The sequence below is a fragment of the Arthrobacter sp. zg-Y820 genome (genome assembly GCF_030142155.1).
Taxonomy (GTDB): Bacteria; Actinomycetota; Actinomycetes; order Actinomycetales; family Micrococcaceae; genus Arthrobacter_B.
In genome coordinates, this window is the sequence record NZ_CP126247.1 from 1,999,737 (window position 1) to 2,014,252 (window position 14,516).

General features: G+C 66.9%; 13 protein-coding genes. 8 read left to right on the forward strand and 5 right to left on the reverse strand.

Annotation, left to right across the window (positions count from 1 at the left end):
• Positions 1-137 precede the first annotated feature (137 nt).
• The 4 genes from QNO08_RS09060 to QNO08_RS09075 all read left to right on the forward strand — a co-directional run bounded on the left by QNO08_RS09060 (position 138) and on the right by QNO08_RS09075 (position 4,860).
• The gene (locus QNO08_RS09060; RefSeq protein ID WP_229965876.1) at positions 138-1,349 is read left to right on the forward strand and encodes an MFS transporter; all 1,212 of its coding nucleotides are present in this window, start codon (positions 138-140) and stop codon (positions 1,347-1,349) included.
• Positions 1,350-1,398: 49 nt separating this feature from the next.
• On the forward strand, positions 1,399-2,421 hold the full coding sequence (ligD, locus tag QNO08_RS09065) for a non-homologous end-joining DNA ligase (protein ID WP_229965875.1): 1,023 nt from the start codon (positions 1,399-1,401) through the stop codon (positions 2,419-2,421).
• Positions 2,422-2,567: 146 nt separating this feature from the next.
• Positions 2,568-3,947: a Na+/H+ antiporter NhaA gene (nhaA, locus tag QNO08_RS09070; RefSeq protein WP_229965874.1), complete on the forward strand. Its 1,380-nt coding sequence runs from the start codon at positions 2,568-2,570 to the stop codon at positions 3,945-3,947.
• 121 nt (positions 3,948-4,068) lie between these two features.
• The gene (locus tag QNO08_RS09075; RefSeq protein ID WP_229965873.1) at positions 4,069-4,860 is read left to right on the forward strand and encodes a glycosyltransferase family A protein; all 792 of its coding nucleotides are present in this window, start codon (positions 4,069-4,071) and stop codon (positions 4,858-4,860) included.
• On the opposite strand, the gene QNO08_RS09080 is transcribed toward QNO08_RS09075, so the two are convergent.
• Positions 4,820-5,785: an alpha/beta fold hydrolase gene (locus tag QNO08_RS09080; protein WP_229965872.1), complete on the reverse strand. Its 966-nt coding sequence runs from the start codon at positions 5,783-5,785 to the stop codon at positions 4,820-4,822. The two genes, QNO08_RS09075 and QNO08_RS09080, sit on opposite strands and share 41 nt — an antisense overlap.
• Positions 5,786-5,921: 136 nt before the next feature.
• Between QNO08_RS09080 and QNO08_RS09085 the strand changes: the two genes are divergently transcribed.
• Positions 5,922-6,737, forward strand: a complete 816-nt coding sequence (locus QNO08_RS09085) for a lysophospholipid acyltransferase family protein (RefSeq protein ID WP_229965871.1) — start codon at positions 5,922-5,924, stop codon at positions 6,735-6,737.
• A 54-nt stretch (positions 6,738-6,791) separates the two neighbouring features.
• On the opposite strand, the gene QNO08_RS09090 is transcribed toward QNO08_RS09085, so the two are convergent.
• Positions 6,792-7,634: an alpha/beta fold hydrolase gene (locus tag QNO08_RS09090; protein WP_229965870.1), complete on the reverse strand. Its 843-nt coding sequence runs from the start codon at positions 7,632-7,634 to the stop codon at positions 6,792-6,794.
• A gap of 91 nt (positions 7,635-7,725) precedes the next feature.
• On the opposite strand from QNO08_RS09090, the gene QNO08_RS09095 reads away from it, so the two are divergent.
• A complete protein-coding gene (locus QNO08_RS09095; RefSeq protein WP_229965869.1) occupies positions 7,726-8,289 on the forward strand; it encodes an AAA family ATPase in 564 nt (187 codons plus the stop codon).
• Between the two features lie 10 nt (positions 8,290-8,299).
• Here the strand turns inward: QNO08_RS09095 and QNO08_RS09100 are convergent, their stop codons facing one another.
• Complete coding sequence (locus QNO08_RS09100; RefSeq protein ID WP_229965868.1) at positions 8,300-9,928, reverse strand: SLC13 family permease; 1,629 nt, start codon at positions 9,926-9,928, stop codon at positions 8,300-8,302.
• 141 nt (positions 9,929-10,069) lie between these two features.
• Between QNO08_RS09100 and QNO08_RS09105 the strand changes: the two genes are divergently transcribed.
• On the forward strand, positions 10,070-10,972 hold the full coding sequence (locus QNO08_RS09105; protein ID WP_229965867.1) for a LysR family transcriptional regulator: 903 nt from the start codon (positions 10,070-10,072) through the stop codon (positions 10,970-10,972).
• A gap of 138 nt (positions 10,973-11,110) precedes the next feature.
• The gene (locus QNO08_RS09110; RefSeq protein WP_229965866.1) at positions 11,111-12,277 is read left to right on the forward strand and encodes an isocitrate/isopropylmalate dehydrogenase family protein; all 1,167 of its coding nucleotides are present in this window, start codon (positions 11,111-11,113) and stop codon (positions 12,275-12,277) included.
• A 4-nt stretch (positions 12,278-12,281) separates the two neighbouring features.
• On the opposite strand, the gene QNO08_RS09115 is transcribed toward QNO08_RS09110, so the two are convergent.
• A complete protein-coding gene (locus QNO08_RS09115) occupies positions 12,282-13,361 on the reverse strand; it encodes a tartrate dehydrogenase (RefSeq protein WP_229965865.1) in 1,080 nt (359 codons plus the stop codon).
• A 50-nt stretch (positions 13,362-13,411) separates the two neighbouring features.
• Entirely contained in the window at positions 13,412-14,395 is a 984-nt protein-coding gene (locus QNO08_RS09120; RefSeq protein WP_229965864.1) for a DMT family transporter, read from the reverse strand.
• Positions 14,396-14,516: the final 121 nt, after the last annotated feature.

A 14,516-nucleotide genomic window follows, 5' to 3' on the forward strand; every position in this document is an offset into this window, starting at 1 on the left:
GGACAGGGAATGCACCGGCGCCGGTGTCTCCGGCGACCGGCCCGGTTTTTGTTCAACAAGTGGACAGGCGTAACGTAGTTGCGCCGGTCCGGCAATCGAACGGAACCGGAAAATTTCCACATTCAGAGGAGTACCTGGTGACGCGCGGCGGTCAGAAACTATGGACCACGGGGTTTATCCTCGCAATTATCACCAATTTCTTCGTGTTCCTGGTGTTCTATCTGCTGATGACCACCATGGCGCTGTACGCCGTGGAACAGTTCTCCGTCTCGGACAGCTCCGCGGGTTTCGCCTCCGGATCCTTCGTCGTCGGCGCGTTGGTGGCCCGGATTTTCAGCGGCAAATTCCTGGACTTCATCGGGCGGCGGAAGCTGCTGCTCGGCGGCCTTGCTCTCTTCACCGCCGCGGCGCTGCTGTACCCCCTGGCCGACAGTTTTGCCGGACTGCTGGCCATCCGTCTGGTGCACGGCGCGGCGTTTGGTGCGGCCAGCACCTCGATTTCCGCGTCCGTCATGGGGCTCATTCCGGTTCACCGCCGCGGCGAGGGCACCGGCTACTTCGGCATCTCCACCACGCTGGCCACCGCCGTCGGGCCCTTCCTCGCCGTGCTGATCGTGGACAGCATGACGTATGACTTCCTCTTCCTGGCCAGCGCTGCGTGCGCCGCCCTGGCGCTGATCGTCGCCCTGATGCTGAAGCTCCCCGAGCGCACGCCGACCCCGGCGGAACGGGCCCGCAAATGGCGGCTGCGGTTTACCGACATCCTGGATCCGGCGGCTCTGCCCATTGCCTCCATCATGTTTGTCGCCGGTGCGTCCTACGCCGGCATCCTGACCTTCATCAACTCCTACGCGAAGTCGGAGAACCTGGTGGCGGCCGCCAGCGCGTTTTTCCTGGTGTATGCCGCCGTCGTGCTGGTATCGCGCCTCTTCATGGGCCGGCTGCAGGACACCTATGGTGACAACGCAGTCATCTATCCCACATTGGTGTCCTTCGCCGTCGGACTGGCCCTGGTGGCCTGGGCGCCCAACGCCTTTGTGCTCGCCGCCGCCGGTGTGTTTGTCGGCATCGGCTTCGGTGCCCTGGTCCCCACCGGCCAGGCCATCGCCGTGACCATGGCGCCGCCGCACCGCATTGGCCTGGCCACCTCCACGTACTTCATCATGATGGACGCGGGGGTGGGCCTGGGTCCGCTGGTCCTGGGCGCGCTGATCCCCGTAACCGGCTTCCACGGCATGTACTGGCTGCTGGCCGGCTGCATCGTGGCCACCACGGTGCTCTACCACTTTGTCCACGGGCACAAGCGCTACCGCCGCGGCGCCGAGCCTGCAACGGGCACTCCCGCCTGACGCCGGCCGCAGGCGTGACGCTCCGGAAAATCCGGAGTAGGTTATCGCCATGGCCGGCAAAGCAACCACCCTCACTGTCCCTGGTCCGCACGGCGAGCGGGAAATGCGCATTTCCAGTCCGGACCGCATCCTCTGGCCCGAAATGGGGCTGACCAAGCTCGATCTGGCCCGCTATGTGGCCGAGGTGGGCAATGCGTTCATCGCAGCAAACGGCGACCGCCCGGTCTCGCTGCAACGGTTTCCGGACGGCGTCGACGGCGAACAGTTCTTCTCGAAGAACCCGCCCAAGGGCGCCCCGGACTTCATCCGGGCCGTTACCGTCACCTATCCCAGCGCCCGCGCCCATCCGCAGCTCGTCCTCGACGAGCCCGCCGCCGTGGTCTGGGCGGTGCAGATGAACACCGTGGTCTTCCACCCCTGGCCGTCCCGGGCGGAGGACACCGACAACCCGGACCAGCTGCGCATAGACCTGGATCCGCAGCCCGGCACCGGGTTCGACGACGCCGTCCCCGCCGCCGTCGAACTGCGCAAGGTCCTGGCGGAGGCCGGTTTGGAGGCGTTCATCAAGACCTCGGGCAACCGCGGCCTGCACGTCTACGCACCGATCAGCCCGGCCCACGAGTTCCTCGACGTCCGGCACGCGGTGATCGCCGCCGCCCGGGAACTGGAGCGCCGAATGCCGGACCAGGTGACCACCGCCTGGTGGAAGGAGGAGCGCGGGGAAAAGGTCTTCGTGGACTTCAACCAGGCCAACCGGGACCGCACCATCGCCGGCGCCTACAGCCCGCGGGCGCTGCCGCACGCACCGGTGTCCACCCCGCTGGGCTGGGACGAACTGGAAGCTGCCGATCCGCGGGACTTCACCATCCGCACCGTTCCGGAGCGGCTGCGCACGGTGGGGGACCCGTGGGCGGACATGGGTGCCAGCCCGGGCAGCATCGAGGTGCTGCTGGAATGGTGGCAGCGGGACCTGGACAACGGGCTGGGCGAGATGCCGTTTCCGCCGGATTATCCCAAGATGCCCGGCGAACCGATGCGGGTCCAGCCCAGCAGGGCCCGGAAAACGGAGTAGCCGGGACAGGAATGGTTCCGGAACACGGACCGGCCCCGTCCACAGCGTTTTTCCGGGTTCGGGGGCATGTCCCGTAAGGTGGAGCGAAGGTGCGCCGGGAAGTCTGGTCGGCAATAACATTGTCGACCGCTTTTTCAGGAGCACCCATGCAGTCCAACACCTCCCCGGAAGCAGCTTCGGGCCCGGGCGACGCCCCGAACACTTCCGGCGGCCCCAGCATCTTCAGCCGCGGCAGCTACACCGAAAAACTCCGCATCGGCGAGATCCTGCGCAAGGAAACCGTTGGCGGCCTGCTGCTGGTGGCAGCCGCCGTCATCGCCATCATTTGGGCCAATTCACCGATTTCCGGCAGCTACTTCGCCCTGCGCGACTTTGAGATCGGCTACGAACCGTGGCATCTGAAACTGAGCCTGGGCACCTGGGCCGCCGACGGCCTGCTCGCCGTGTTCTTCTTCCTGGTGGGCCTGGAGCTTAAACGGGAATTCGTCGCCGGCGATCTGCGCAACTTCAGCAAGGCGATCGTTCCCGTGGCGGCAGCGGCCGGCGGCGTGATCGTCCCGGCCGCCATCTACGCCGCCGTCAATCTCGGCAGCCCGGAAACCCTCTCCGGCTGGGCCATTCCCACGGCCACCGACATTGCCTTTGCCGTGGCCGTGCTGGCCATCATCGGCTCGCACCTGCCGTCTGCCCTGCGGATCTTCCTGCTGACCCTGGCCGTCGTTGATGACCTGCTGGCCATCACCATCATTGCCGTGTTCTACACCGAGGAACTGAAGGTCACGCCGCTGCTGCTGGCCCTCGCCGGGCTGGCACTCTACACCTTCCTCGCACAGAAGTACCGGCGGTTCTTCCGCCTGAAAGCCTCCGCCGCGTGGTTCATCCTGCTGCCGATCGGCGTCGTCGTCTGGGCCCTGGTGCATTCCTCCGGGATCCACGCCACCGTTGCCGGTGTGCTGCTGGGCTTCGCTGTTCCCGTGCTGCGCAGCAAGGCCAGCGGCGGACCCGAGGCCGGCCCGGGCCTCTCCGAAATCTTCGAGCACCGGTTCCGCCCGCTGTCCGCCGGTTTTGCGGTCCCCGTTTTTGCCTTCTTCTCCGCCGGCGTGGCGGTGGGCGGCTGGAACGGCTTTGTTTCCTCGCTGGCCGATCCGGTCGCCCTCGGCATCATCGCCGGGCTGGTGCTGGGCAAGCCGATCGGCATCCTGGGCACCACCTGGCTGCTGACGAAGCTCACGAGCGCCCGGCTGGACACCTCGTTCAAGTGGATCGACCTCTTCGGCGTTGCGGTGCTGGCCGGCATCGGCTTCACCGTTTCGCTGCTGGTCGCTGACTTGAGCTTTGGACAGGGCACCCTGCCCAATGACCATGCCAAGGTGGGCATCCTGGCCGCCTCTGTGCTGGCAGCCCTGCTGGCCGCCCTGGTGCTGACCGGCCGCAACCGCCACTACCGTGCGATCGAGGACGAGGAAAACACCGACGACGACGGCGACGGCGTTCCCGACGTCTACCAGCACCCGAACGTCCGCTGACCCCACCCGCCGAGGGTGCTGAGCCCGCGGCCGGCGTGCGGGAGCAATCCGCCGCCGCCCGTTCCCCGGTGGGCCCGCACCATGGTCCCGCCGGGTGGCCTCCCGCTACAGTCGGAGCACCATGCCAACTATCTCGGTGGTCATCCCGGTCCGCAACGACGCCCCGATGCTGGCTGCCTGCCTGGCCGCCCTGGACCGCCAGACCCGGGCGCCGGAGGAAATCGTGGTGGTGGACAACGGCAGCACCGATGACACCGCCGCGGTCTGCGCGTCCGCGGGAGTGCGCCGCGTGTACCAGGAAGTGCCCGGCATCGCCGGTGCGACGGCGGCAGGGTTCGACGCCGCCGGCGGCCAAATCCTGGCCCGGCTGGATGCCGACTCGGTTCCGCCGCCCCGGTGGCTGGAACGCGTGGAAATGCGGCTCGCCTCGTCCGGCCCGCTGACGGCGGTGACCGGTCCGGGAGACTTCTACGGCGCCGGCCGCTTCACCTGCTGGGTGGCCCGGAACATCTATATCGGGGGATACATCCGCGCGGTCGGGCTGCTGCTGGGCCACCCGCCCCTGTTCGGATCGAATTTCGCCCTGCCCGCGCCGATGTGGGCCGCCCTCCGGAACCGTGTCCACCGCGACCGGCCGGAGGTGCACGATGACCTTGACCTGAGCTACCAGATCCGCCCGGACATGTCGGTCATTTATGATCCCCGGCTGCGTGTCGGGGTCTCCGCCCGCCCCTTTTACAGCTGGCGCGGCCTGGGCCGCCGCATCCTTCGGGCCTACCAAACGTTCGACGTTGATTTCCGGGCCGAACCTCCCGGCCGCCGGCTCCGCGAGCGGCACCGGCTGCGGCACCGGCGCCGGGCCGGACGGAAGGCTACTCCGCCGCCGCGTACAGCGCCAAAAGGTCACGGCTGAGCTGGTGGGGCGCGTCCTCGCAGGGTGCGTGACCGGTTCCGTAAACGGCAAACCCGGCGCCGATCGAATCCGCCAGGGCTTTGTGCAGGTGCAGCGGCCAGACGTCAGCGCGGCCCACCGCCACCAGCTTGGGCTGCGGTGCAGCAGCCAGGAGACCGCGCAGGTCCGGGGACTGCTTCATCAGTGCCACGATGTCCTGCAGCGACTGCTTCCTCGTGTACTCGAACCGGCGGCGAATGAATTTCATCCGGGGCTCCGGTACCCGCACGAAGTTGCGGCGGATGCCCCACATGATCAGGTCAGCATGCACCTTGTCGTTGACGAGCGGACTGAACCTGCCCACCCGGCTGACGGTGCGGAAGCTCTGCCCGGGAACCGGCGGGCAGCTCAGCAGGCACAGTGAACGGACGAGGTCCGGGCGCCGGACGAGGGTCATCTGGGCGACTATTCCGGCGAACGAGTATCCCAGCAGATGCGCCGGCTCGCCCAGGGACTCCAGGAGCGCCACAAGATCATTAATAAACAGTTCATATCCGTAGCGGGTTCCCGGCGGCGTCAGCTGCTCCGGGCCCGCTACCGCTGATTCATATTGCCCGGCCATGTCATAGCTGAGGACGAAGTAGCCCGCTGCTGCAATGACCGGCAGCATCAGGGAGAAATCCTCCTTGGACCCCATGACTCCCGGAACGAGAACAACCGGAGGATCGGTTTCGGCGCCCATCGTCAGCAGTGCCAGATCGCCGCTGGGCGCCCGGAACCAGGCTGCGCGGGAACCCTCCGGGTGTACTGCCCAATCCGTCACGCCCAGCCGCGCGTCAAGGGTTTCCGCCTCATCCGGAGCGGCTGCCGCGGTTGCCGTCTGCGTCGCCGCGACCGCTGCCGCACCGCCGCCGCTGCGCGCCCGGGCCAGGATTCGCCATGCCATATCCAACCATAACCGCGCGCCGCGGTTGGAGGGACAGGGCGGCGGGGCCAAATGGCCCGCAGGCCCCGCAAGCCCGTTCCGCAGAGCCGCTGCAGAACCGATAGAATCGAGGCCCGCCGGAATACGCAAACAGGAGATGACGTTGAAGTTTTCCCCCAACAAGTACGTCTACCGCACCATCGTCCTGACAGGCGTGCTGTCGATCAAGTTGTTCCGTGTTCCCGTTCTTCCCTCCGGCCTGGAGAATCTGCCGGCAGATGAGGAGATTTCCGGCTTGAACCGGAAGGTGGTTCCCGGCAAGGGTGCCGTCGTGGCCATCACGCACTTTGGCTACCTTGATTTCGTGTTTGCTGAGTACTTGGTCTGGAAAAAGCTCAAGGCGCACATGCGGTTCCTGGTCACGAAGAAGGCCGCCCGCAAACCGTTCGTCAACGCTGTCTGCCAGATGTGCGAGCACATCATCGTGGACCGGTCCGACGGCGCCGCCGCCTACGCCGAGTCGGTGGCGGCCCTGCGCCGCGGCGAATATTTGGCCGTACTGCCCGAAGCCGGAGTCAGCCGCAGCTTCAGCGTCCGCAAGCTCAAGACCGGAGCGGTCCGCATGGCAGCCGAAGCCGGAGTGCCGATCATCCCGATCTCGGTCTGGGGCGGGCACCGGATGCTCACCCGCGGCGGTCACGGCCTGAGCCGGAAGTCTGTCTGGAAAACACCGGTCCGGATGCACGTCAGCCCGATGATCAGGGTGGCCCCTGACGCTCCGGTGATCGAAGAAACCGAACGGCTGCAGCGAACCCTGCAGGACGGCATGGACCATTGCATCGACACGTACCCGGAGACCCCCGAGCCCGGCGCGTGGTGGATGCCCGTCAGTCGCGGCGGCAGCGCCATGACCGTTGAGGAACAGCTGATCCTGGACGAAGAAGACCGGAAAAAGTACAAGATCACCGGCTAGAAGCAGGGTCGGTTCCGGCCGGGCACCTGTTCGCAGTACCTGGCTGAGTTACAGCTAGTCCTTGAGGAAATCGAGCAGGGCCGCATTGACTTCATCTGTGTGGGTCCACAGCAGGCCGTGCGGTGCGCCTTCGATTTCCACGTAGCGTGCCTTCGGCAGGGCTGCTGAGAACATCCGTCCCGTGGAATCGATGGGCAGGACCTTGTCTGCCGTTCCGTGCAGGATCAGTACCGGAAGTCCCGAGTCGCCCACCTTGGCGACGTCGGCGCGGAAGTCCGTGATCCAGGAGGGCACGACGGCGTAAGCGGCCAGCGGGGCGCTGCCGGCGGCCACGTTCCAGTTCCCGCGCACCGCCTCCTCGCTGACGCGGGTGCCCAGGTTCTCCGGAAGGTTGTAGAAGTCGGATAAGAAATTGGTGAACCACGCGTAGCGGTCGGCCTGTGCGGCCGCGGCAATGCCCTCGAAGACCTCGGCCGGCACGCCAGCCGGGTTGTCCGGGGTTTGCAGCAGGAACGGTTCCAGCGAGGCGAGGAATGCCAGCTTGCTGATGCGGCCGGTTCCGTGCCGGCCCACGTAGCGGGCAAGCTCCCCGGTGCCCATGGAAAACCCGACCAGCACCACCTCCTGCAGGTCCAGCTCGGTGAGGATCGCGTCCAGGTCATCGGCGAAGGTGTCGTAGTCATAACCCGTGGTGGGGTGGCTGGAGCGTCCAAAGCCGCGCCGGTCGTAGGTCAGGACGCGGTAGCCTCCGCCGAGCAGGGCCCGGGTTTGGCGTTCCCAGGAATCCCCGTCCAGGGGATAGCCGTGGATCAGCAACACAGGCTGTCCGGACCCGTGGTCCTCGTAGTGGAGCTCGATGTCTCCGGTATTCTCCGTACCTACCGTGATGTGGGGCATGGCTGGTCCTCTCAGCATCAGTGCACCGCGTAGCGGTGCAAAAGGTTGGAAAGATTCTGGCGGCGGCGGGTCCAAAGAACAAGGGAACCAGATGGATAACGGAATCACAGGGGCCGACTCAGCGGTGCTCTTCCTCGGCGGCCGCTCCGGAGTGGGCAAAACCAGCGCAGCCCTTGAACTGCATTCCCTGCTCACCGCGCTGGATGTGCGCCACGCCGTCATCGAGGGGGACAACCTCGACCTGGCGCATCCGGCTCCGTGGAAACATCCGGTTCCCTGGGACCGCGGCCTGGCAGCCCAAAACCTTGCCGTGATGTGGCAGAACTACCGCGCCCTGGGCTACCGCCGGTTGATCTACACCAACACGGTCTCGGTCCGTGAAACGGCCGAACTGGCAGCCGCCATGGGCGGCAGCCCAAGCATCTGCGCCGTGCTGCTGTGCGGCTCCGACGAAACCGTGCAGCGCCGGCTGGCCGGGCGCGAATCCGGCTCCGCCCTGCAGGAACACCTGCTGCGGAGCCGGGAAGCCGCCGCCGCCCTGGAGCTGCACACCCCGGCCTGGGTCCACCGGATTCCCACGGACGGCCGGACAGCGGCCGACGTCGCTGCCGAGGTTCTGTCGCGCACCGGCTGGGCTGTGCCGGACCCCGCGTGAACGCCCGGCCCTAACCGCCGATACCCACGACGGCGATCATCACCGGCACAATCGTGATGATCAGGATGGCACCGAGAACGTCGAAGAACAGGCCGGTCCGGATCATCCGGGTGATGGGCACGGCACCGGTGCCGTAGACGATCGCGTTCTGCGGAGTGGACACGGGAAGCATGAATCCGAATGAGGCGGCAAAAGTGGCGGCCAGCGCGGGCACGAAGGGATCAACGCCGATCGCCTGGCACAGCGGGATCACGATCGGCACAATCACGGCGGCTGAAGCAGTGTTTGACGTGGTTTCCGAAATGATGATGGCCAGGACGGCCGAGAACACCGTGATGGCAACGACGTTGGTGATGTTCAGGTTTTCCGAAGCGCCCTTTCCGATGGTTTCCGCCAGTCCGGTTTCTGCCAGCAGCGCCCCGAAGATAATGCCGGTGCCGAAGAGCAGAATGGTTCCCCAGTCGATCTTCGCCGCGTCCGACCAGGTCAGCGTGGCCTGCCGCTGCTTCCAGTTGACCGGAAGGATGAACAGCAGGGAGGCGCCCAGCACCGCAACGATTCCTTCGTCGAGGCGGTCGTCGAGGAAGATGTAGGCCTCGGACTCGGTGCCGCCGATGAGGCTCGCCACCGCCGGCGCCAGCCAGAGCGTGACGGTCACTCCGAAGGCGATCAGCGTATTGACCTCGGCGCGGGACATCTTGCCCTGGGCCTCCCGCTGCTCCCGCACGTACTCTTCGACGCCTTCCAGCCGGCGGATTTCCGGCTTGTTCAGCAGCAGCATGACCAGGGCCAGGACCACGAACATTGCCAGGCACACGGGGGCGGCGATGGCCATCCACTGGGCAAAGGAAATGCGGACTCCGGTGGCTTCCTCGATCAGCCCGCGGCCGATCAGGTTCGGCGGCGACCCGACCGGGGTAAGCAGTCCGCCCACGCTGGCCCCGTAGGCGAGCATCAGCAGCAGGGCGGCGCCGATCCGCAGCCGCAGCGGATCGAAGTCCGTCTTGACCACGCCGCGGTCCTGCATCAGCTGCGCGATGACCACCAGCACGCCCAGCGCCGTCGGCATCAGCATGGCCACGGTCGCCGTATTGGAGACGAACGCCGAGAGCATGCAGGTGATCACGCCGAAGGCAATGACCACACGGTAGGTGGACTTGCCGACCCCCGGCATCGACAGCACCGCAAAGGCGAGCCGCTGGGCAATGCCGTGCTTGAGCATGGCCTGCGCCAGGATGAACGCCCCAATAAACGTGAAAATGGTTGTCGATCCGAACGGCGCCAGCACCGCGCTGGCCGGAGCAACTCCGAGGATGACAATGGCCGCTACGCCGATCAGCCCGCCAATCGGAATGGGCACCGGCTCGCAGATCCAGAGGATGATCACGCCCAGCAGCACGGCGGCCAGCAGATGCTGCTGGCGTTCCAGGTTGAGGGGGAGCAAGGCGAAGACGACGGCGACGACGGGGGCCAGGAACAGGCCGATCGTCTGCCGGGTCCGTTCGAATTTCTCTTCCCGCGGAGAGAGTGTCTGCTCGCTCAGGCTGCGGAAAGTGGTTCCGCCCAGGAGTGCGGCGCGGACATCGGTTCGTTGCGGGGCGCCCGGATCTTCGGTTGGAGCCGGCTGCTGCGTATACACAATCCTGGTCCTTCCTCGTTGAATGCGTTCACTATGCAGCAGCGCCTTGTGCCGCGTCCACAACCTGTTGTCTACTCACCCATAGGAGAAACCAATAGTTTGCGCACCGGAAATGGTCCATCCGAATGCAAGGGAGCTTTCGTGGACGTCAGGCACCTCAAGTACTTTCTCGCTGTCGTTGACCATCAGGGATTCACCCGGGCCGCGGAACGGCTGCTGATCGCCCAGCCCTCGCTGTCCCAGACGATCAAGAGCCTGGAACGCGACCTGGGCGTTCCGCTGTTTCACCGGGTGGGGCGCAACGTGGTGCTCAGCGAGGCCGGCCGGGAGCTGGTGGGCCCGGCGCGCGTCGTCGTCCGCGACCTGGAGGCAGCCCGCGCGGCGATCGACGAGCTGAAGGGAATGCGCCGCGGACGGCTGGATGTCATAGCCATGCCCTCGCCGGCCATTGAGCCGCTGACCTCGATCATCACCGCCTACGCCCGGACCCATCCCACGATCACCGTCAACGTTGACGCAGCGTTCACCCAGGACGACGTCGTCGCTGCCGTCCGGGATGGAAGCTCCGAAGTTGGGCTGCTGGGCTCGGACCGGCCGTTCCGAGCCGCTGACATTGATGTCCTGCATCTGGGCCGGCAGCCGCTGATGCTGGTCCTCAATCCGGAGGAGGCCTTGCCCGGCGGAGAAGCCGTCGGATGGGAGGAGCTCTCCGGCCACCGCATGATCGTCTCGCAGCGCGGGTCGCTGATGCGGTGGGCGGTGGATGAGGCCCTGGCCAACGGCGTTGCTCTCGAAATCGCCGTCGAAGTGGCACACCGGACGTCAATTTTGCCGCTGGTCCTGGCCGGAATCGGCCATGCCGTCCTGCCGTCGGCGTGGGCTCCGCTGGCCCGGCAGGCGGGACTGCGGACGGTGCGGCTTGAGCCCGAAACGCTCTTGCACATCTCTGCCCTGAGCCGGGCCGCCGAGCTGACCCCGGCCGCACTCGCATTCCTCGCCGTGGCCGCCGCAACGGAGACGGTTCCTGCCGCGGCGCACGGCTAGGGACGCGTACGGCCAGCGGACAGCACGGATAGAGAACACCTATGCATCGGATCCGGATCCGGTCTTGGACGCTGCCTGTCCGTGAGCTGTGTAGTGGGAGCGAGCAGTCGAATGCGTGCGGAAAGAAGGGAGCAGGGCATGCCTGAGCGGAGGGTGTACCGGATCGCATCGATTCCGGCAGACGGCGTAGGCAAGGAAGTCATCGCGGCGGGCCGGCAGGTGCTCGACGTTGTGGCGGAGCAGTCCGCGGTGGCTGAAGAACCGGCCGCGGCATCCGGGCCGGGATCCCCTCCGGGCTTAGGGCCGCAGGGCCCCTTTGCTTTCGACTGGACAGACTTCCCCTGGGGGTCGGAATACTATGCCGAGCACGGGGTCATGATGGACCCGGACGGCCTGAACCTGCTGCGCGGGTTTGACGCCATTTACTTCGGCGCCGTCGGCTGGGAGAACGTTCCGGACCATGTCAGCCTGTGGGGGCTGCGGCTGAACATCACGCAGAACTTTGACCAATGGGCCAATGTTCGTCCGGTGCGGTTCCTGCCCGGCATCGAATCACCGCTGCGGAAGGCCGACCGGGTGCCGCTGGACTGGGTGGTGGTCCGCGAGAACAGCGAGGGTGAATACGCCGGACTGGGCGGCCGCAACCTGTCCGGGCGGGGCCCGGGCAATGAGGTGGCAGTACAGACAGCCCTGTTTACCGAGAAGGGCTGCGAGCGCATCATCCGCTTCGCCTTTGACTTGGCGCGCACCCGCGCCGTCCGCAAGGTCTCCAGCGTGACCAAGTCCAACGCCCAGCAGTATGGCTCCGTCCTGTGGGACGACGTGTTCAAGCGGGTCGCCCGGGACTATCCGGATGTCCGGACGGAAAGCGTGCTGGTGGATGCCATGAGCGCCAAGTTCGTGTTGCGCCCGGAAGACCTCTCGGTGGTGGTCGCCTCCAACCTGTTCGCGGACATCCTGTCCGACCTGGGTTCGGCGCTCGCCGGCTCCCTGGGCCTGGCGGCCAGCGCCAACCTCAATCCGGAGCGCAGGTTTCCGTCAATGTTTGAACCGGTGCACGGCTCGGCGCCGGATATCGCCGGGCAGGGCATCAGCAATCCGGTCGGCGCCATCGCCAGCGCCGCCCTGATGCTTGACCACCTGGGGCTTCCAGCTGCCGCCCGGCGCGTGGAAGCCGCCATCGAGTCCGTCACGGCCGCCGGAATCCGCACCCGGGACGTGGGCGGAACTGCCGGCACGGAGGAGGTCACGGCCGCGGTGATCGACGCCCTGAAGCTCTCCTCCGTACCGCCGGAGTCCGCCTAGGAGGTCAGACCGTGCTTCCGGACCCGATCCGGGCCAGGATCTCACGGGTGAACTCCTCGGTGCCGGCGGTGCCACCCAGGTCCCGGGTCCGGACCGGCGAGTCGGCCAGCACGCCGAAGACGGCCTCGAGCACCTCGGCTCCGGCTTCCGGGTGGCCCAAATGATCCAGCATCATGGAGGCGGACCAGATGGCGCCCAGCGGATTCGCGATGCCCTGCCCGAAGATGTCCGGGGCTGACCCGTGCACCGGTTCGAACATGGAGGGGTACTCCCGCTCGGGGTTCAGGTTGGCGGACGGGGCAATCCCGATGCTGCCGGCAATCGCCGCTGCCAGGTCGCTGAGGATGTCACCGAAGAGGTTTGATCCCACGATGACGTCGAAGCGGGACGGATTCAGGACCACCTTGGCCGCCAGGGCATCGATATGCTCCGAGTTCCACTGCACCCCGGGGTAGTCCGCTGCGCGTTCACGCACCAGCTCATCCCAGAACGGCATGGTGTGGATGATGCCGTTGGACTTGGTCGCCGAAGTCAGCACGCCACGGCGCTGCCCGGCCAGATCGAAGGCATAGTCCAGGATCCGGGTGACGCCCTGCCGGGTGAACACCGATTCCTGAATGGCCATTTCAGAGGGCAGTCCGCGGTTCAGGCGGCCGCCGATCTCCGAGTACTCGCCCTCGTTGTTCTCGCGGACCACCACAAAGTCGACCCCGGGATCGGTCAGTTCGGAACGCAGCGGGCTGGGAACTCCCTGCAGGACCTTGATCGGCCGCACGTTGACGTACTGCCGGAACTCGCGCCGGATGGGGATCAGCAGCCCCCACAGGCTGACGTGGTCCGGCACCCCCGGCCAGCCCACCGCGCCCAGCAGGATGGAATCGTGTCCGCGGATGGAGTCCAGCCCGTCCTCGGGCATCATGGCTCCTTCCGCCAGGTACCGGCGGCAGGACCAGTCGAACTCGTCGTAGGTCAGGTTGATCCCGTGGCGGCGCGCGACGGCGTCGAGCACGGCGCAGGCTGGAGGCAGGACTTCATGGCCGATTCCGTCGCCGGGAATCAGGGCAATGCGGTAATTCTTCGTCATGATGCCATCCCACGGTAAGGGAGGCCCAAAGTCAAAGACGGATGACGCCGTTAGCGGTGCTGCCGGCTGGCTTCCGAGTGGTTGGCGCCGGATGCGGGGAGTCGCCGCCGCACCGGAAGGATGAGAACCAGCAGCCCGGCCAGGACAAGCGCCGCACCCGTCCAGCCCGCCGGGATCAGGCGCTCGCCGACAATGACGACGGCAAGCACCGCCGCCACCACCGGCTCCGCCAGCGAGATGGCGGTCGCCGTACTGGGCAGGACCCGGGCCAGGCCCCAGCCGAAGAACAGATAGCCGGCAAACATCGGCACCAGCGCCAGGTAAAGACCCACAGCCGCGGTGGTCCCGGAGGCCAGCAGCGGGGCACCGGTCAGCGCGAGGACCGGCATCAGCAGGAGCCCGCCGGTGCCGAAGGTCGCTCCCATCGCCGCACGGGACGGGATTCCCCGATTCATCAGCCGGTGAGCGGTCCAGGAATACAGCGCGTAGGTGGCACCCGCCACCAGCCCCAGCAGGACGCCGGCGACGACGGCGTCCGGTTGCCGTTCGCCGTCGTCGCCCGCTGCCGCCGTGGCCTCCGCCAGGCACAGCAGCACTGTTCCGGCGATCGCGACACCTGCTCCCGCCACCCAGCGAAGGGTCATCCGCCGGCCGTCAACGATGCGTTCGAGCACTGCCGAGGCCAGCGGAGCCGAACCGATGCTGACCACGGTGCCCACAGTGACTCCGGCCAGGTGCATCGATGAGTAAAAGGCCAGCGGATAGACCGCCACGGCGCCGCCGCCCAGGAGCACGGTCCAGCGGTGGGCGTGCAGGGAAAGGCGGGCGGCCCGGAGCAGGGGAACCGCGGTCACGGCTTGCAGCACCCCGCCGATTCCCATGGCGGCTGCGCCGATGGCCAGCGGACCGACATCCGGTGCGAAGGTCGCCGCTGTTCCGGTGGTGCCCCACAGCACCGATGCGGCCAGCACAAAGAGTGCCCCCAACATTGCGCTGCGGACCGGGGAAGGCTGGTGTCCGCGGGGCTCATTCATGCCTTCCATTCTGGCAGGCAGCTTCGGGCATCACGGCCGGCAGCCGGTCGGCGCCCCGGCCGGCCCTGAAGACGGACGGATTCACTTGGCAACAAGGGTTGACGCGCCGATGCCGTCAACC